17 protein-coding genes are annotated in these 18,945 nt (G+C 57.4%); 1 reads left to right on the top strand and 16 read right to left on the bottom strand.

The features are described 5' to 3' along the window. Positions 1-92: 92 nt before the first annotated feature. The 4 genes from recG to ED661_RS08870 all read right to left on the bottom strand — a co-directional run bounded on the left by recG (position 93) and on the right by ED661_RS08870 (position 5,829). The gene (gene recG, locus ED661_RS08885) at positions 93-2,183 is read right to left on the bottom strand and encodes an ATP-dependent DNA helicase RecG (protein WP_122073568.1); all 2,091 of its coding nucleotides are present in this window, start codon (positions 2,181-2,183) and stop codon (positions 93-95) included. Then, positions 2,180-4,438, bottom strand: a complete 2,259-nt coding sequence (gene ligA, locus ED661_RS08880; protein WP_122073567.1) for an NAD-dependent DNA ligase LigA — start codon at positions 4,436-4,438, stop codon at positions 2,180-2,182. The genes recG and ligA overlap by 4 nt, the downstream gene beginning before the upstream one ends. Before the next feature lie 268 nt (positions 4,439-4,706). Then, a complete protein-coding gene (gene ctrA / locus ED661_RS08875) occupies positions 4,707-5,426 on the bottom strand; it encodes a response regulator transcription factor CtrA (protein ID WP_122073566.1) in 720 nt (239 codons plus the stop codon). A gap of 124 nt (positions 5,427-5,550) precedes the next feature. After that, the gene (locus tag ED661_RS08870; protein ID WP_122073565.1) at positions 5,551-5,829 is read right to left on the bottom strand and encodes a DUF1153 domain-containing protein; all 279 of its coding nucleotides are present in this window, start codon (positions 5,827-5,829) and stop codon (positions 5,551-5,553) included. Positions 5,830-5,978: 149 nt separating this feature from the next. Here ED661_RS08870 and mnmA point away from each other — a divergent pair, with 149 nt between their 5' ends. Continuing rightward, positions 5,979-7,124: a tRNA 2-thiouridine(34) synthase MnmA gene (mnmA, locus tag ED661_RS08865; RefSeq protein WP_122073564.1), complete on the top strand. Its 1,146-nt coding sequence runs from the start codon at positions 5,979-5,981 to the stop codon at positions 7,122-7,124. A gap of 28 nt (positions 7,125-7,152) precedes the next feature. On the opposite strand, the gene lpxB is transcribed toward mnmA, so the two are convergent. The 12 genes from lpxB to frr form a co-directional block, all read right to left on the bottom strand. Beyond that, on the bottom strand, positions 7,153-8,310 hold the full coding sequence (gene lpxB, locus ED661_RS08860; protein WP_122073563.1) for a lipid-A-disaccharide synthase: 1,158 nt from the start codon (positions 8,308-8,310) through the stop codon (positions 7,153-7,155). Then, on the bottom strand, positions 8,307-9,095 hold the full coding sequence (locus ED661_RS08855) for an LpxI family protein (protein ID WP_122073562.1): 789 nt from the start codon (positions 9,093-9,095) through the stop codon (positions 8,307-8,309). Before ED661_RS08855 ends, lpxB begins: the two co-directional genes overlap by 4 nt. A gap of 5 nt (positions 9,096-9,100) precedes the next feature. Continuing rightward, positions 9,101-9,886 (bottom strand): acyl-ACP--UDP-N-acetylglucosamine O-acyltransferase, encoded by a 786-nt coding sequence (gene lpxA, locus ED661_RS08850; RefSeq protein ID WP_122073561.1) that lies wholly within the window; start codon positions 9,884-9,886, stop codon positions 9,101-9,103. Between the two features lie 5 nt (positions 9,887-9,891). Further along, positions 9,892-10,356, bottom strand: coding sequence for a 3-hydroxyacyl-ACP dehydratase FabZ (fabZ, locus tag ED661_RS08845; protein WP_122073560.1), 465 nt, complete (start codon positions 10,354-10,356; stop codon positions 9,892-9,894). 74 nt (positions 10,357-10,430) lie between these two features. Further along, entirely contained in the window at positions 10,431-11,000 is a 570-nt protein-coding gene (locus ED661_RS08840; protein ID WP_122073559.1) for an OmpH family outer membrane protein, read from the bottom strand. 79 nt (positions 11,001-11,079) lie between these two features. After that, complete coding sequence (gene bamA, locus ED661_RS08835) at positions 11,080-13,515, bottom strand: outer membrane protein assembly factor BamA (RefSeq protein WP_122073558.1); 2,436 nt, start codon at positions 13,513-13,515, stop codon at positions 11,080-11,082. A 136-nt stretch (positions 13,516-13,651) separates the two neighbouring features. Beyond that, positions 13,652-13,789 (bottom strand): hypothetical protein, encoded by a 138-nt coding sequence (locus ED661_RS21910; RefSeq protein WP_162930095.1) that lies wholly within the window; start codon positions 13,787-13,789, stop codon positions 13,652-13,654. 247 nt (positions 13,790-14,036) lie between these two features. Then, complete coding sequence (gene rseP / locus ED661_RS08830; protein WP_122073557.1) at positions 14,037-15,386, bottom strand: RIP metalloprotease RseP; 1,350 nt, start codon at positions 15,384-15,386, stop codon at positions 14,037-14,039. 4 nt (positions 15,387-15,390) lie between these two features. Next, positions 15,391-16,563 (bottom strand): 1-deoxy-D-xylulose-5-phosphate reductoisomerase, encoded by a 1,173-nt coding sequence (gene dxr, locus ED661_RS08825; RefSeq protein ID WP_122073556.1) that lies wholly within the window; start codon positions 16,561-16,563, stop codon positions 15,391-15,393. A gap of 15 nt (positions 16,564-16,578) precedes the next feature. Beyond that, positions 16,579-17,379 (bottom strand): phosphatidate cytidylyltransferase, encoded by an 801-nt coding sequence (locus ED661_RS08820; protein ID WP_122073555.1) that lies wholly within the window; start codon positions 17,377-17,379, stop codon positions 16,579-16,581. Next, the gene (locus tag ED661_RS08815) at positions 17,376-18,134 is read right to left on the bottom strand and encodes an isoprenyl transferase (protein WP_122073554.1); all 759 of its coding nucleotides are present in this window, start codon (positions 18,132-18,134) and stop codon (positions 17,376-17,378) included. The genes ED661_RS08820 and ED661_RS08815 overlap by 4 nt, the downstream gene beginning before the upstream one ends. Before the next feature lie 8 nt (positions 18,135-18,142). Then, a complete protein-coding gene (frr, locus tag ED661_RS08810; protein ID WP_122073553.1) occupies positions 18,143-18,706 on the bottom strand; it encodes a ribosome recycling factor in 564 nt (187 codons plus the stop codon). Positions 18,707-18,945: the final 239 nt, after the last annotated feature.

The following is an 18,945-nucleotide window of genomic DNA, read 5'->3' as shown; positions in this document are numbered from 1 at the left end:
GTTCTCATTTTACACCCGCCCTGTAAAGAACTTTTTGAGAACATTTGCGAACTTTTTCAAAACACGCAGACGTAACGGGTTGAGAACTCCCCCTAACCTACTGAAATCAAACGAATTGCCTGATCCTGTTTCATCAGCCAAAGCAGAACACGTGCGGCCTGACCGCGTTCACTGCTTAACCCGGGATCCATCGCCAGCAAAGCGCGCGCATCGCTCTGGGCCACCGCCATCAAGGGGGCTTGGCGCTCCAAATCCGCGATGTGGAACCTGGGCAACCCTGATTGTGCGGTGCCGATCACATCGCCCGCCCCGCGCATTTGCAAATCCGTCTCGGAAATTTTGAACCCGTCTTCGCTTTCGCGCAGAACCTCCAACCGGCGGCGCCCGCCCTCGGAGAGTGGCGGTTGATACATCAAAAGACAGGTCGATGCGGCGCTGCCGCGTCCGACCCGCCCGCGCAGCTGGTGCAACTGCGCCAGACCAAAGATCTCGGCGCGCTCGATCACCATAATAGAGGCATTGGGCACGTTCACCCCAACCTCGATCACCGTCGTTGCCACCAAAACCTTGGTCTCTCCGTGTTGAAAGGCCGCCATGGCCGCGTCTTTCTCGGCGGGCGGCATCTGTCCGTGCACCAGCCCCACAGTCCCCTCGCCCAGAATGGCACGCAGGTGTTTGAAACGTTCCTCGGCGGCGATCAGGTCCATGACCTCGGATTCCCCAACCAGCGGGCAGACCCAGTAGCACTGGCGCCCCTCGTCAATTGCGCGGCGCAGGTGGTTCACCACCTCCTCCATGCGCTCGGTACTGAGCACCGCGGTCTTCACCGGTTTGCGCCCAGGCGGCTTTTCATCCAGCACCGAAACATCCATATCGCCATATTGCGCCAAGGCCAGCGAGCGGGGGATGGGCGTGGCAGTCATCACCAGAACATCGGCGCCTTTACCTTTTTCCGCCAGCTCCATCCGCTGGCGGACCCCAAAGCGGTGTTGTTCATCGACAATCGCCAGATGCAGCCTGCGGAACACCACATCCTGTTGAAACACCGCATGGGTGCCCACAAGGATTTGAATATCGCCCGCCTCTAACGCCGCCAGTTTGGCACGCCGTTCCGCGCCTTTGTCACGCCCCGTCAGCAGCTCGAGCACCACCCCGGCCTGCTCTGCCAAGGGCCGCAACCCCTCAAAATGCTGCTGCGCCAGGATGCCGGTTGGTGCCATCATCACGCCCTGGCCGCCGGCCTCGACCGCAACCAGAAGCGCCATAAAGGCGACAAGAGTTTTCCCTGACCCGACATCGCCTTGCAGCAATCTGTTCATCCGGCGATCACTGGCCATATCGGCTGAGATTTCCTCGATCGCGCGGGCCTGCGCATTGGTCGGACGATAGGGCAGTGAGGACAGCACAGGTGCCTGCAAGCGCCCTGTGGCCTGGCTGACGATGCCCTGCGACCTACGCTCAACCTGCCGTGCCAGAGCAAGGGTCAGCTGATGCGCAAATAGCTCATCATAGGCCAGCCGGGCCCGTACCGGTGCCTCTGGTGACAAATCCTCCAGCCCCTGCGGCTGATGCGCAGCAATCAGCGCCTCTTTCCAGCCAGGCCAGCCTTCCTGTTTTGCTTGCTCAGGATCAATCCATTCCGCAAGTTCTGGCAGGCGCTCCAGCGCGCTGAGCGCCGCTTTGGTCATGGTTTTCTGGGTCACCCCATGGGTCAGCGGGTAAACAGGCTCAAACTCCGGAATATCCCCGGCCTCGGCCAGGGGAACCATGTGATCCGGATGCACCATCTGTGCGACACCGTCAAACAGCTCGACCTTTCCAGAGACCAGACGCCGTGATCCTTCGGGGCATTGCGCCTCCAGATAGCGGCTGCGCCCATGGAAGAAAACAAGTTGAAATTCAACTTCTTGATCAGTGACGTTAATCCGATAAGCGCCGCCGCGATTGCGCGCAGGCTGGTGGCTTCCCACTTCAACCTCAACCGTTGCTATGGCGGGCAGATCCATACCTTTGATACTGTCGCGACGGCGGCGGTCCAGAATGGAATGCGGCAGTGAAAACGCCAGATCACGCGGGGATTCCAGCCCGATCTGGGCCAGGCTTTGCGCCGTTTTGGGCCCAACACCGGTTAAGGTCTCTGCCCCGGCAAAGAGCGGGAACAGGATTTCCGGGCGCCCGCTCATGTGGAGGCAATCTCCGCCAGCCAGCCATCTTCATCCAGGATACGAATGCCCAGCTCCTGCGCCTTTTTCTCCTTGGACCCTGCCCCGGGGCCGGCAACCAGAATGTCGGTCTTTTTTGACACCGAGCCAGAGACCTTGGCGCCTAAGGATTCAGCACGTGCCTTGGCCTCGTCGCGGGTCATTTTTTCAAGCTTGCCGGTAAAGACCACTGTTAGCCCCGCCACCGGGCTCTCTTGCGATTGGGCTGCCGGGGCCGCGATGTTCAACTGAGCCACCAGATCATTGATCACCGCCCGTTCCTGCGCATTTGCCAGCGCATCCGACAGCGACAGACCAACAGTGGCGCCAATACCATCAATGCCGATCAAATCCTCCCAGGCCTCCCGCGTGGCAAGATGCAGTTCCAGACGAGACAGTGCCCCGTCACGGGTTTCCTTGATCTTGGCGCGCCGCCCCTCGCTGCTGGCCTGTTCGCGCTCGCGCTCTTCCGCCAGATCGGCAGTGCGATGGGCCAGCGCCGCTGGACGGGCCAGATCAAGCGCCTTTGCCAGTTCTTCCCATGAACCAAAATGCAGCGCCAGGTCCTTGGCCGCCACCTCGCCCACATGGCGAATGCCAAGCGCAAAAATCACCCGCCCCAGCGGGATATTGCGTTTTTCATTGATCGCAGCAAAGAGATTTGCCGCGCTTTGATCGCCCCAACCGGGACGGTTCTTTAGCTTGGTGAATTGGCCCGCATCCCGATCCGCCAATGTATAGATATCAACAGGCGTGCGGATTGGCAGATCAGAATCTCCGTAGAACATCTCCAGCTGTTTGGCCCCGAGCCCTTCGATATCAAAGGCCTTGCGTGAGACAAAGTGTTTCAGTTTTTCAATAGCTTGCGCCGGGCAAATAATGCCCCCCGTGCAGCGCCTGACGGCGTCTCCTTCTTCCCGCACCGCGTCAGATCCGCATTCCGGGCAGGTGTCTGGGAAGGTAAACTCAACGGCCTCAGCTGGGCGTTTTGTGAGATCGACATCTGCCACCTTGGGGATCACATCCCCGGCCCGGTAGATCTGCACCCAGTCGCCAATGCGGATATCCTTGCCGCCGCGGATCACCGCGCCTTTTGAATCGCGCCCTCGGATGTAGTCCTCATTGTGCAGGGTGGCATTCGAGACAACCACCCCACCCACAGTGACCGGGGTAAGGCGGGCAACTGGGCTGAGCGCGCCGGTGCGCCCCACCTGGATGTCGATCGCCTCCAGCCAGGTCCAGGCCAGCTCAGCCGGGAATTTATGCGCAATGGCCCAACGCGGTGTGGTTGAGCGAAACCCCAGACGCGCCTGCAGGTCCAGCTCGTCCACCTTGTAGACAACCCCATCAATGTCATAGCCCAGCGTGGCGCGTTGCGCTTCGATCAGGCGGTAATGGGCAATCATTTCCGCTACGCTATTACAGGTCTTGGTCAGCGGGTTGGTCTGAAACCCCAGCTGATGCAGCCGTCCAATTGCTCCAGCCTGAGTTTCCGCCAGCGGGGTCGAGAGATCGCCCCAGCTATAGGCAAAGAAACGCAAAGGCCGGACACGGGTGATTTCGGCGTCCAACTGTCGCAAAGACCCCGCTGCCGCATTGCGCGGATTTGCAAAAAGCTTGCCACCGCGTTCTGCATGACGCGCGTTCAAAGCGGCAAAATCCTCATGGCTCATATAGACTTCGCCACGGATCTCCAGCACATCCGGCGCCCCCTCCAGCTGTTGCGGGATATCGGCAATAGTGCGGGCATTGGCAGTGACATTCTCGCCAGTGGCGCCATCCCCCCGCGTCGCCGCCTGTATCAACACGCCATTTTCATAGCGCAGCGACAGGGAGAGCCCGTCGATTTTAGGTTCGGCGGTAAACGACAGTGGCTGAGACGCACTCAGCCCGAGGTAACTGCGAATGCTGCGGTCAAAATCCGCCACATCCCCGTCTTCAAAGGCATTGCCCAGGGACAGCATAGGCACCACATGCTGGATCTTGCCAAAGCCGGAGGATACTGGCGCCCCGACAGAATCAAGCTGGGTCGCGGCCTCTTTGAGCGCGGGAAAAGCCTCGGCCAGGGCCTGATAACGCCTTTTGATCGCGTCATACTCTGCATCATCCAGGAAGGGCGCATCTTCTTGGTGATAGGCTTGATCGGCCGCCGAGAGCTGGGCTTGCAGCTGCAAAAACTCTGCCTGTGCCTGCTCCTGCGAAAGCCCAGAGGGATCTGTTGGTTCAATCTGTTTCACGCGCGGTCCCCGTCGTTCTGGTTTGCCCTAGGTGATAAAACGCGCATCGCCTCAGGTCCAGTGATCGCAGCGCAAGAAACGGTTGAGCGGGACGCGCCAAGGCCAAAACAGCAAAAAACCCGCCGAGGCGGGTTCTTTCAGTGCAGGATAACAGCCTGCGTTAACCTGAATGTCATTATCCAGACATTCATCAGGCCGGGCTAGCCCATCTGGGGTTCGCCTGCATGCCTATTCCGGGCTCAAACCGCCGCGATCAGAGATTGTCGCCTCAGGCCCCTACGGCCATGCGGTGACCACCGGACATCTGATCATCCTGCGGGTCCCGCAGAACATAGCCCCGGCCCCAAACAGTTTCGATATAATTGTCGCCACCTGTCGCGGTGCTGAGCTTTTTGCGCAGCTTGCAGATGAAAACGTCAATGATTTTTAGTTCGGGTTCGTCCATGCCGCCATAAAGATGGTTAAGGAACATCTCCTTGGTCAGGGTGGTCCCCTTACGCAGGCTCAAGAGTTCCAGCATCTGGTACTCTTTACCTGTGAGGTGAACAGCCTTGCTGTCGACCTCAACGGTTTTGGCATCCAGGTTAACCGCAATCTTGCCGGTTTTGATGATGGACTGGGAGTGACCTTTGGAGCGGCGGATGATCGCATGGATCCGGGCCACCAGCTCTTCGCGGTGGAAAGGTTTGGTGAGGTAATCATCTGCGCCAAAGCCGAAGCCTTTGATCTTATTATCAGTATCATCCGCGCCAGAGAGGATAAGGATCGGTGTCTCGATACGAGCCATACGCAGCTGACGCAGCACTTCATGACCATTCATATCCGGCAGGCCAAGATCCAAAAGGATCAGGTCATAGTCATACAGCTTTGCCAGATCGATCCCTTCCTCACCGAGGTCCGTCGAGTAGACGTTAAGGTTGGCATGGGTCAGCATCAACTCGATGCTTTTTGCTGTTGTTGGATCGTCTTCGACCAGAAGAATGCGCATGTGAAAGTCTCCGCCTGTAACTGTTTCCCTTAGGTTGCGTTAACCCTGATCGAAAAAGGTTAATGGCCCGTTACCATAATCGTTAATTATCAACTTTGACTCAAGTCTTCACTTCAAAATCACATCAGTGTTTACGATACTCTTTTAGTCGGGTGGTCTTTAGGGCCTCTTCACCATGGTCGGCGACGGCGGCAATCCAGCTGCGAAACTCCTCTTCGCTCAGCCCATATCGGCGCAGGGCTTCGGTTTGGGGCAGCAAACCATAGAGCACGCCGCGCACCACAGCGGCCTTGCGCGAGGCGACCCATCGTCTGGTATCTTCTGGTGGCAAATCCGCGCGCGTCATCGTCGTGCCATCTGGCAGTGTCACGGCTCGCGGACCCTCAACTTTCTTCAGGAACATGGTTTTTCCCTTATTCAATGCATCAAAAAACTGGTCAGCAACAGTTTTTGCGCAGTCTACTTAAGGAGCCATGAACCTGACCCCTTGAGAGTCTGTAGGATTTTCATATATTCTGCGATGCTTGCCCCCTTGATCTAAGGATTTGCCTGATGGCACTGGATACCGACACCCCGCTGAACTCCCTTGGCTTTGCCAAACCGCCCTCTGAAACCCGCGTGGTGGTGGCCATGTCCGGAGGTGTCGACAGTTCGGTTGTCGCCGCCTATTTGGCGGATCAGGGATATGACGTGATCGGTGTGACCCTACAGCTCTATGACCATGGTGCGGCGCTGGCCAAAAAGGGCGCCTGCTGCGCCGGCATTGATATCCACGATGCCCGCCGGGTTGCCGAGGAACGCGGCTTCCCGCACTATGTGCTTGATTATGAAAACATCTTCAAAGATGCGGTAATTGATGAATTTGCCGACAGCTATCTGGCGGGGGCGACGCCTGTGCCCTGTATTCGCTGCAATGAGCGGGTGAAATTCAAGGATCTGTTGGAAACCGCCCGTGATCTGGAGGCCGATTGCATGGCCACTGGCCACTATATCCAGCGCAAAATGGGCGAGAGTGGTGCCGAGCTGCACAGCGCTGAAGACGCGAATCGTGACCAGAGCTATTTCCTGTTCTCCACCACGCCGGAGCAGCTGGACTATCTGCGATTCCCTCTGGGTCATTTGCCGTCCAAAGACGCAACCCGCGAGATGGCGGCGCAATATGGCCTGGCGGTGGCGGATAAACCCGACAGTCAGGATATTTGTTTTGTCCCGGATGGAAACTATACCTCCGTTATCGAGAAATTGCGTCCAGGCGCGGCTGAGCCTGGCGAAATCCTGCATGCGGATGGCCGCGTGCTTGGAACCCATACTGGCGTCATCCATTATACCATCGGCCAGCGCCGCGGACTGGGCATCGGCGGTCTGACAGAGCCGCTCTATGTGGTGCGGCTGGATGTCGACAAAAAGCAGGTGATTGTTGGCCCTAAGGAGCTGCTGGCGACCCGAACCATTCCGGTGCGCGAAATCAATTGGCTGGGGGATGAACCCTTTGAGAGCCGCGATGAGTGGAATGTCATGGTCAAGGTGCGCTCGACCCGCCCGCCTCGTGAAGCCATCATTCGCCCGCTCAGCGCGACATCTGCCGAAGTGGAACTGTTGACACCGGAAGAAGGGGTTTCGCCGGGACAAGCCTGTGTGTTCTACGATTCCTGCAGCAGCCGCATCTTTGGCGGTGGCTGGATCTGGCGCGGCTACTAAGCGCTCTCAGGATGCCAAAGAACAATGGCTAGAGGCGGTTCAACACCGCCCTGGCCGCCCGCAGACCCGGCTCTTCTCCGCCCTGCCCCAGCCGCTGCATGGTGACCGCCATCGCCGCCTTTTGCAGTTCAGGTGCTTTCGCCAGTTCATCCAATTGGGCGGCAATGTTCTCTGAGGTGCAATCCGGCCCAAGGCATTCCGGCACCACGCGGGTCTCGCTCACCAGATTGACCAGCGTCACCGTATCCACCAGCGCCATGCGCTTCATCACCTGCCAGGTGAGCCACTGGAACCGATAGGCAATGACCATCGGCGTAGCATTGGCAGCCAGCTCCAGCGATACGGTCCCCGAAGCCGCCAGCGCCAGATCTGGTGCGGCAAAGGCCGCGCGTTTGATGGCAGCATAGGCCTCGGCACTATGGGCATTGGGATCCAAAAACAGTGTGTCCTCGGGCCAGTCCTCAGCCTGCGACCGCACCAGATCCGCCACTGGTGCGGCACAGGGTACAACCACTCGATATTGGGGATGGAAATGGGCAAAGGCTTGCAACGCCTCACCAAAAACAGGTCCAAGCCGCGTGACTTCGGAGCGCCTGGATCCCGGCAAAGCCAGAACCAAGGGCGTTTCGCCCAGATCAAACTGGTTGCGAAACGCCCTGATTTCAGTCTCTGTGGCCAGCGGCTCTGCCACCACCGGATGGCCGACAAAGTCGCATTCCATCCCTGCCGCCTGCATCAAAGGCGGCTCAAAGGGCAGCAGAGCCAGCACCTGATCAATGCTCTTGGCCATCTTCACCGCCCGTTTGGGACGCCAGGCCCAGACCGAGGGAGCTACATAATGTACGGTTCGGATATCGCTGCCCGCTTTGACGAGGGCGGCCACCCGCAGGGAAAAATCCGGACTGTCGATGGTGATCAAAACATCAGGCTTCTGGGCAATCACCGCCTCTGCTGTCTCACGGATACGGCGTTTCAGGTGACGGTATTTGGGTAGCACTTCCGCCAGCCCCATGACCGACAGCTCCTCCATGGGAAAGCGGGAGTGCAGCCCCTGCGCCGCCATCAGGTCACCGCCAACCCCCTCAAAACTGACGTCTGAATGCAGAGCCCTGAGCCCCGCCATCAAGGCCCCACCAAGCCTGTCCCCCGAGGGTTCCCCCGCCAGGATAAAGACCCTGAGGCTCACGCGGCACGCAGCCAGAGGAACAGGCCCAGGCGATTACAGGCTGCAATGACCTCTTCCTGTTCCAGCACGATAACGCCTCCAGCCTCCAGGACGATGCCAGACAATCCGGCCTTGGCGGCCAGCTCTACCGTCAGCGGCCCAATTGCAGGCAGATCGGCCCGGCGATCCTGGCCTGGTTTGGGGGCCTTGAACAGGATCCCGCCCTGCCCATCAGGGCGCTGGCTGAGGCTTTGCAGCATCCAGTTGGTGCCAAATACATTTTCGACCGCAATGGCCTGACGGGCACGAATGGCACAGCACTGACCGATATCCGCCGCTGACATGGCCGCTACCACCTCGGCGCCACGGTCTGCATCGGCGCGGTCCAAGGCCCCCGGCTGCACCTGGCTGGCAATGCCCTCTTCCATCAACAACTCCGGTGCGACCTCATGCGCCGCCCGTAGGGTAAACCCCGCCTGCTCGATAAGACCCATGACGGCACGCAATGCGCCATCATCCCCGGCCCCCAAAGCGGCCTGGATGACCGGCACCATGGGCATGGTGGCGGCATCAATGGCCGTAGGATCAATTGGTGGGCGGCTTACCGCTCCAGCCAGACAGACCTCGGTGACGCCAGCCGCTTGCAACCGCGCCAAAAAACTCCCCAGATGTTCGATGCGAAACGAGATCTCGGCATCGACACAGTCCGGTTCCGAGCCTTCCATGGCGCAAATCAAAGGCCGTTTGACCTGGTGATCGGACACTTCTTTGGGCAACAGCCCGGTTCCGGCAATCACAGCAAGCATGGGGGTTATCCTCCGGGTGTCAGGAAAGAGCGATCCGTCTCACCCGTGATAAAGGCAACAATTTCTTCGACATAGGAGCTTTCGGTCTCATCCCCCAGACGTCGGGCGCGTTCCTGGAACGTGCCTTCCCCCTGCGCCAACATCTGAAACGCCGCCCGCAGGGCCGTGATATCAGAGCGGGTAACACCCCGGCGTTTGAGGCCAACAAGATTGAGACCGTCCAGACCACCGCGAGGCGCCTGCACCAACCCATAGGGGATCACATCATTGGTCACCATGGTCACAGCGCCAATAATGGCGCCACGGCCAATACGGACCCATTGATGGATGCCAGAGAGGCCGCCGATGATTACGTCATCTTCGAGCACACAGTGACCGGCAACAGCCGCAGAATTCACCACAATCACCCGATCGCCAACAATGGCATCATGGGCAATATGGCAGCCGGCCATAAACAACCCATCATCGCCAATACGGGTCACACCGCCACCGCCCTCGGTGCCGGCATTGACCGTGACATGTTCGCGAATGCGGTTGCGTTTGCCAATCACTGTGCGGCTTTTCTCGCCCTGGAACTTCAGGTCCTGTGGAATTTCACCCAGCACTGCAAAAGAGAAGACAACGGTGTCATCGCCGATTTGGCAATCGCCGGTGACAACCACATGGGACTTCAAGGTCACACGCTCTCCCAGAACCACTTCGGGACCGATATGGCAAAAGGGACCAATCTCGCATCCCTCACCAATCCTGGCGCCCTCTTCAATCACGGCACTGGGATGAATTTGGCTCATCTGGGTCAATCCTTTTGCATATCCACCATGGCGGTGAACTCTGCCTCGGCAGCAGTTTCACCCTCAACTGTGGCGATCCCTTTGAACTTGAAGATTTTACCGCCGGCCTTGCCACGCAGAAGCTCAACATTCATTTCCAGGACATCACCGGGGATGACTTTGCGCCGGAATTTGCATTTGTCGATGTTCATGAAATAGATCAACAGATCGCGGTCCACCATATCCAGAGCAACCCCCAGCATCACGCCAGCGGTCTGCGCCATGGCCTCAACGATTGTGACCCCAGGCATGATAGGCGTTCCGGGGAAATGACCCTGGAAATGCGGCTCGTTCATGGTCACGTTCTTGATACCACGCGCCGAGTTGATGCCATTGATGTCTAGGACCTTATCCACCAAGAGGAAGGGGTAGCGATGCGGCAGGATCCGCTGGATCAGGTGAATATCGGCGCTCTGCAACTCAGCGGTCATGGCAAGTATCCTGTCTTTGAAGTGTTTGAAACGTCCCTATCAACTAGGCCCGTTTTGAGCAAGCATCCGACGCCTTACTGGTCGTCAGTTGCCTCTGGCTGGCCAAGCCCATCGCCAAGAACCTTGTCGATGCGGGCAATGGCAAGTTCGGTGATATCCACCACATCCGCGCTTAGAAAAACCGTCGCATGATCAAGGATAGCCCCGGCCCCGGTTTCGCGCATGATGCCCTCCAGCACCGGCAAAGAGGCAACAAAAAACTCACGCCGGGCACTCTCTCCCAACTGACTGATTTCGCGCAGCTTTTTATCCTGAATGCTGCGAGTCTCTTGCACCTTGCGGTCAAAAGCATCGGCAAGAGTGCGAAAGGCTTCAGCCTCCATCGTGTTGCGGCGCTGGGTCAAATCCTGCTCTTCAGCCCGCAACTCGGCTTCGATGTTTCGGTTTTCAACAGTCAGAACCGCGCCCTCGGCCTCAATCTCCTGGGCTATTCTTTTGCCAAACAGGCTTTCTGAAAACAGCCGCTCAGGCTGGATAGTCAGCAATCCGCTTTGTGGTGTTCCAAGCTGAACATCACGACCCAGCGCAAAGCTGCCACTTGGAGCAGCCTGCTGAGCCTGCAAAGGCAGAGCCGATACCATCATAGCAACAAGCGCCAGCCCAATGGCCGACGCTTGCAGGTTTCGAAATGGCAAATATGTCGCCCGTAGCAAGATCACCCGATCAGAACCGTGCCTGCAAGGTCAGGTCGAAGCTCTGCTCCTGGTCAAAATCTTCTTTCTGGAGCGCCTTGGAGAAGTTGAACCGCAGCGGACCCAAACCCGTTGTCCACAAAATCGAGAAGCCGACGACATGACGGAAGGACCCAGAACTGCCAACAATGCCGCTGCTCCCAGAGGTATCCACATTGCTCAACCCCCAGAGGTTGCCAATATCGTAGAACAATGCCCCGCGCAGCCCCAGCTCCTCAGGTAGTCCCAACGGGAATTCTGCGTCAAATCGCGCCACAGCAAAGAGGTTGCCGCCAAGGAAATCGTCGTAAGCGCCGCCATCGGCGCGAGCACTGCGATCCCGTGGGCCAATACCGCCTGGTTCAAAGCCGCGCATGATAGTGGGCGACAACACAAAACGATCCAATGATCGGCTGCTGTTGTTCCCCAGCCAATTCAACGCACCGCCTTCAAATGTCGCGCGCAGAGTGACTTCCTCGTTTAAGATCTGTTTTTGCGCAACAAATTTGGTTGTGGCTTTGACGTATTCACTGTCCCCACCCAGCCCGGCATAGTCTACACCGAATTCAAACAGAAATCCGGCGTTTGGATCCAGGCCAGTCAAACGAGTGTCATAGGAATAAGTTGCACCAAAGATGCTACTGCTACGTTCGCCTTGTGCGATTTCATTCGCAATCGTCGGAGCCGCAACCGGATAGGTTCCTGTTGGCGATGCGGGAGGAACTGGAACTGGCGTGATCGTATACGTGGCATCGGACCGCGCGATCATTTCAGAATTTTCCCAACGATAGCGCAGTTGCAAAGCTGAGCTTTCACCTAGTTTAAAGGTCAGAGCCGGGTTTAGGAACACGCGCTTGGTATCATACTCGGAAAAACTGGAATCAGATTCAGAAAGTCCAAGATCAAAACTAAAACGAAGATCCCGCCCCAACAGATGCGGTTCTACAAATCCTAGGACATATTCATCTGTTTCAGTTGCCGTGGCGATAGAGAATGACAGACGCTGACCACGCCCCAAGAAATTGTTTTCGGTGAGGCCAATCGCAATACCAAAACCATTATTCACCGAATAAGACCCGCCAAGGCTCAAAGAGCCCGTTGGCTGTTCTGCAACATCCACATCAACGACGACGAGCTCAGGCGAGCTGCCTTCGCGAACATCAACATCCGATTCGGAGAAAAAACCAAGCGCGCGAATACGTTCAGCAGTGCGGCGAATTTCACGAGGGTTGAAAGGGTCGCCCTCAACTGTGCGGAACTGCTGACGAATGACCCGGTCCAGCGTCGTAGTATTACCCTCGATATCGATACGCTCAACAAAGATCCGCGGGCCACGGGTTAAGGCGTATTCAACATCCAGCGTCAGATCGCGGTCATTGCGCGTCACCCGAGGTTCGATGCGCAGGAAATCAATACCCTGGCGCAACGCCAGGTTTTCCATACGTTCGATTTCGCGTTCCACCACAGTCGGCGAATAGATCACCCCCGGTTTGGATTTAAGCGCTTCCAGGAATTCATCCGCATCAGCCTCAGCGACCTCACTGGTCACCGTGATTTCGCCAAAGGTGAACTGCTGTCCCTCAGACACATCGACGACCAAAAACACGGCGTCACGCTCGCGGGTGACTTCGGCATTGGCACTATTGACCCGAAAATCGACATAGCCACGCGAGAGGTAGAAATCACGCAGGATCTGCTTGTCAAAATCGATCCGATCTTCGATCAGGGTATCCTTGTTGACGAAAGCCCGCAGAAAACCAGCCTGTTTGGTTTCCAGAACCCGGCGCAGCCTGCGATCCGAATAGACCTGGTTGCCTAGGAAGGACACACGTTCGACCTCGGTTGTGTCGCCTTCGGAGATTTCAAACACCAGATCAACACGGTTGTCGCTGCGCCGAATGATCCGCGGTGTCACCCGCGAGGCCAGCCGCCCCTGCACGCCATAGGCTGCGGCAATGGCAGCAGCATCCCGTTCTGCAACGGCCGGATTAAACACCCGGCGCGGGGACGATTCGATGATCTCAACCAGATTCTGGTCTTTGATCCGGCGGTTGCCCTCAAAGTTGATTTTATTGATGGTCGGGAATTCAGTCACCTTGATGACCAGGGTATTGCCTTTGGGGACCAGATCAACGCTCTCAAAGACACCACTATCAATGATGTTCTGATAGGCATCGTTCAACTTGCCGGCAGAGACAGTTTTGCCGCGCTCAATGCCTGTATAGGCAACAATAGTTGAGCTTTGGATACGTTGGTTACCCTCAACCTGAACATTGTTGAACCGGTAGTTTTGCGCTTCGGCAAAATTGGGTGACAGCCCAAGACCGAAGGTCACAGTTAAGGCGATCACGGATACGCCCCGATACAAAATATTGGTACGCTCAACGCGCTTACCGCAGGATATGCCCACGTTCTTGCCCCAGACCATCAGTATTTACCCGAAATTAATAGCAGCTTAACACCGTGCGTACCGGGTTTGGGAGCAGTTGTCAAAACCAAGAAAAAAACACGCGAGCAGGAACCCGCGCGTCTACTGTCTGGGAAAACTCAAACTTATAATGAGATTACAAAGAGGCCAGCCAACTGCCAAAGCAGAGCGAGAGCAGGATGAAGGTTGCCGAAAGCGCGCGATCCCAATTCAGGCGCAGCAATAGTGCAAATCCGTTTTCAGTTTCAGCCGCTGTTATCATCTGGCTTTGCATGGATTAGTCCCCCAGGAGAGGCGCGGGATCTGAAGCAATACCGCAGCCTCTAATGTGAGAACTACCGGTCAAACCCTGCGCGTTAATGCAGATTACCAATTCATTAACGGGTGAATGTGGCATCAGTTTGGCACGGCACAATTTGGGCTGCACTGAGCACTGCCCAGTATCATGCTGCTCTCAAAAACAGACAAAGCCAGCCCAGATGATTTGAGGCTGGCTTTGCTTGGATTGTTTTGGGTTTGACTTAACAGAAGATGTCGTTGCTCAGCGCAAAGACCATCAAGGACAGGATCATGGCAATACCTACGGTCATTAAGACCTGCATGGCTCGATCACTGGGAGGGCGTCCCACAACCGCCTCATAGGCGTAAAACACCAGATGGCCGCCATCCAGAGCCGGGATGGGAAACAGGTTGAGCAAACCAACCGCGGTTGAGAGCACCGCGATAAAGCGGATAAAGCTGGCAGCCCCCTGACTCGCAGTATCACTAGAGGCCTTAGCAATGCCAATTGGGCCAGACAGGTTACATGTGCTGATCGCGCCGGTGATGATATGACCAAGCCCCGAAATCGACGAGTTGACCACGGTCCAGACCTGGCTAGTCCCGGTGGAAAGCGCGCGACCAATGGTGGTTGGCTCAGTCTCATATTCGATCAGGTTGCCACCGCTTACACCGATCAACCAGCGACTGGTAAAACCGCCATCTGCTGTTGGCAGATCCATGTGGCGCGGCGACAGCGACATCTCAAGCGTGGTTCCATCCCGCCAGATCTCAAGGGAAAGCTCCGCCCCCTTGGTCTGTGTCACCTTTTCCACCAACTGGCCAAAGGCAAAAACCGGCGCGCCGTTAACTGCAGTGATAAAGTCACCCGTTTGCAGTCCCGCGTCAGCAGCAGCACTGCGCGGCGTCACGGAGGAAACATAGGTCGGCGCAAAATGAGTGTCCGAGACGCTGAGCTCGGCACCATCACGACGGACCACATAGTCTAGGCTGGGTGTCACCGGTAGTGCGTCACGGAACTCTGTCCAGGCCGCTGAATCGCTGAGCGCAGGGACCGGCATCCCAGCAATCTCCAACAGCTCATCCCCTGGGCGCAGGGTGTTTTCCACCCCAGGAACGGGAACCAATGAGCCAATGGTCAATGGGTCGCGTACCTTGCCGAAATACAGGGCCAGAGATGCAAAAACCGCAACCGACATGACAAAATTGAACATCGGGCCAGCAACAACAGTAGCAGCGCGCGCCCAGAGCGGGGCGCCATGCATGGTGCGTCGCAATTGCGCCGGATCTGCCGCGGCTGCCTGGATCACATCTGTGTCTTTGCCAGAGGCCGCATCAGCATCGCCCAGAAACTTCACATAGCCCCCAAAGGGCAGCGCCGCGATTTGCCATTTGGTGCCGCGTTTATCATGACGGCTCCACAACACCGGGCCAAAGCCCAACGAGAAGACCTCAGCATGGATGCCAGACCAGCGGCCGACGATGTAATGGCCGTATTCATGCACCGCCACGATGATCGAAAGCGCCACTACAAAACTGACAACAGTATAAAGAAGCCCGCTCAGCTGCGGGAGAAGTGAGAGTAGGTCCAAAACTTTACCCTATGCTTTGAGCTGCGACCACATCCGCGGCCTTGCGCGCGATGTGGTCAATCTGAGTGACGTTATCAAGGGTCATTGCGGAATCAATGAGGCCGCTTTGCGTCTCAATTTGTTCCAGCACCCTGGCGGTGATCTCGGCCATGTCGGTAAACCGAATGTCGCCAGCGATAAAATGGTCCAATGCGCGTTCCTTGGCCGCATTAAACACTGCGCCCATCAGGCCGCGGCGCTGCATGACATCACGTGCCTGCGCCAATGCCGGATAGCGGGCCAGATCAGGCTGGCGAAAATTCAGCTGACCGATGGCCGCCAGATCTAGCCGTGCAACTGGCAGATCGCGCCGCTCTGGCCAGTGCAGCGCATAGCCAATAGCATGGCGCATATCAGGGGCACCAAGGTGAGCCATCAGGGCGCCATCCTTGAACCCAACCAGCGCATGCACCAGGGATTCGGGATGTACCAACACCTCGATCTGATCCGGCTCCACGCCAAAGTATTCCCGCGTTTCAATGACTTCCAACGCCTTGTTGAACATCGACGCGCTATCAATGGTGATCCGCTGTCCCATATCCCAATTAGGATGCGACGAGGCCTGCGCCAGTGTCGCCTGTTGCAGATCTTCCAGCGGCCAATCGCGAAAGGCCCCGCCCGAGGCAGTGATGACAATACGCTCCACCGCAGAGATCTCTTCACCCACCAGGCCCTGAAACACTGCCGAATGTTCACTATCCACCGGCAACAGGCGCGCACCGTGCTTTTGGGCGGTCTTCAACAGCAGTTCTCCGGCACAGACCAGCGATTCCTTATTGGCCAGGGCCAGCGTTGTGCCCTGCTCCAGCGCCTTGAGCCCCGGCGCAAGGCCAGCAACCCCAACAATGGCTGACATGATCCAATCCGCAGGCCGCGCGGCCGCCTCGATCAAAGCCGCCTGCCCTGCTGCCGCCTCAACTCCGCTCCCCGCAAGGGCAGCCTGCAATGCCGGAAGCTGATCCTCAAAGGCGGTGACCGCCAATTCAGCGCGCAGGGCAATGGCGTCACGCGCCAGTTGGGCAATATTGCGCCCGCCAGTCAGCGCTACCACCTCATAGGAGGAACAATCCCGTTTAATGAGATCAATGGTGCTTTGGCCAATAGAGCCAGTGGCTCCAAAGATGGAGATTTTCCGCATAGGTCCCCTCAAAGGTTAACCCAGAAAGCTGTAGAGAAACAGGAACATGGCCGCAGCGCCCAGCATCCCATCAAAGCGATCGAGCAAGCCGCCATGGCCGGGAATAAGGCCGCTGGAATCCTTGACCCCAGTTTGCCGTTTCAGGGCACTTTCGGCCACATCCCCCGCCTGACTGGCCATAGAGACCAGGATCGAGGCCAAGACCAGGCCAAAGCCCATATTAAACAATGGTGCTGCAACCACGCCAACCAGCGCTGCCGCGACCCAGCCTGCTGAGGTGCCGGACCAGGTCTTTTTGGGGCTGATACGCGGCCAGAACTTTGGCCCACCAAGGGTTTTGCCGGCAAAATATCCGGCGACATCGGTGGCAACCACCACTATCGCCAACCAGATCAGCCAATCGGCCCCCAGAGAGATCCGCATCCAGATAAAGCTATAGCCCGCCAGGACGATCCACAGTGCAAAAACCGCAAATCGGGTTTTCGCGGGTTGAGAGACCTGCAACCATCCCTGCACCACTGGCACCAGCAGCAAGACCAACCCCAGCCATATTGGCAGCACTCCGGCAAAAAACACTGCCGCGGCAGTGGCAAATCCCAGCTGCAGCGCGGTGCCGGAACGGCGCGGCGCCAACATCTGGGACAGCTCCCAGATCATACCACCGCAGCACAGCGCAATGACCAGTGTAAAGACCAGCCCTCCGGCCCAGATCGCCAGAAGGGCCACGGCAACCATCACCAGGGCCGAAGTGATCCGGGGCATCAGATCCCCCCAGCGCCCCTTGGAGCTGCCTCCGTTAGGTGTCGGCACCGTCATGTCGAAACCGCGCCAAACCGGCGCTCTCTGGATCCAAACTTGCGGCACAAACGGCCCAGTTCCTCAGAGGTGAAATCGGGCCAGAGCGTATCGGTGAATTCATATTCCGCATAGGCGGACTGCCAAAGCAGGAAATTGGAAATCCGCGCTTCGCCACTGGTGCGGATCACCAGATCCGGGTCAGGTAACACATGGGTGTCCAGATAGCGCGGCAATGTTTCTTCGTTGACGTCCTCTGGGCTCAACTGCCCTGAGGCCACATCCTGCGCCAAACGCTTGGTCGCGCGAGCGACCTCATCCCGGCCGCCATAGTTCAAGGCGATGGTCAGATGAATACCTTCGTTTGCCTCGGTTTCATGCTCCAACTCGTCCATCAGCTGTACCAGCTTGGCATCCAGCCGCAGCCGATCCCCGATAAACCGCACCCGCACATTGCGCAGCGCCAAAGCCTTCATTTCTTTGGAAATATAGCGGCGAAACAGGCTCATCAATCCAGAGATTTCAACCTGTGTCCGCTTCCAGTTTTCGGTCGAGAAGGCAAATATGGTCAGGTATTTAACCCCGTACTGGGGGCAGCACTCTACAATCTCGCGCACGCGCCGGGCGCCAGCGTGATGACCAAACAAGCGTGGTCGCCCCCGGGCCTGCGCCCAGCGGCCATTGCCATCCATGATAATCGCAACATGGCGCGGTCCAGAAGAGGCCTGCTCTTCTGGCTCGGCGGTATCAATACTCGTATTGGAAACACTGGCCATTTAGCGGGTCAGACCTGCATGATTTCTGTTTGCTTGTTCTCAAGCGCATCATCCACAGCTTTAATCATTGCATCGGTCAGATCCTGCACCTCGGATTCCCAGAACTTTTGGTCATCTTCAGACATGCCGTCGGATTTGGCCTTCTTGATCTGATCCATCCCGTCGCGGCGCACATTGCGGATGGAGACCCGCGCGTGTTCTGCATATTGACCGGCAACCTTGCCCAACTCACGGCGGCGCTCTTCGTTCAGCTCTGGGATTGGCAGCATGATAATGGTGCCGTTGAGCTGCGGATTGATCCCCAGGCCGGAATTGCGAATGGCTTTTTCCACCGGGCCCACCAGGCCCTTATCCCAGACATTGATCGTGACCATGCGCGGCTCCGGCACGTTCACGGTGCCAACCTGGTTGATCGGCGTCATCGAGCCATAGGCCTCGACCATAACCGGTTCCAGCATGGAACCTGATGCACGTCCGGTGCGTAATGAGGCAAATTCGGTTTTCAAATTCGCCATCGCGCCATCCATGCGGCGTTTCAGATCGTCGGTATCCAGTTCGAAATCGTCAGACATCTCTTCTCTCCCCTGACTTGAGGCAGTCTTTGATCTGCTCATAAGCCATTGGTCCGTCAATGTATAGCGACCATGACAGGGATTTCTGCGTAGCAGCACTTTGAAACCACAGCACCCAGGCCGCTTTTCGTCCATTCCCCTGAAACGAAATAGCGCGTGATGGGGGGCCATCACGCGCAGATAAAAAGAGGGTCCAGGGGGACCTTGGCACCTCCGAAGCAGATCAATTGCTCCGGTTT

This window comes from Pseudophaeobacter sp. EL27 (assembly GCF_900313025.1).
In the GTDB taxonomy this organism is placed as follows: Bacteria; Pseudomonadota; Alphaproteobacteria; order Rhodobacterales; family Rhodobacteraceae; genus Pseudophaeobacter.
This window is presented reverse-complemented; position numbering and strand designations above follow the sequence as displayed.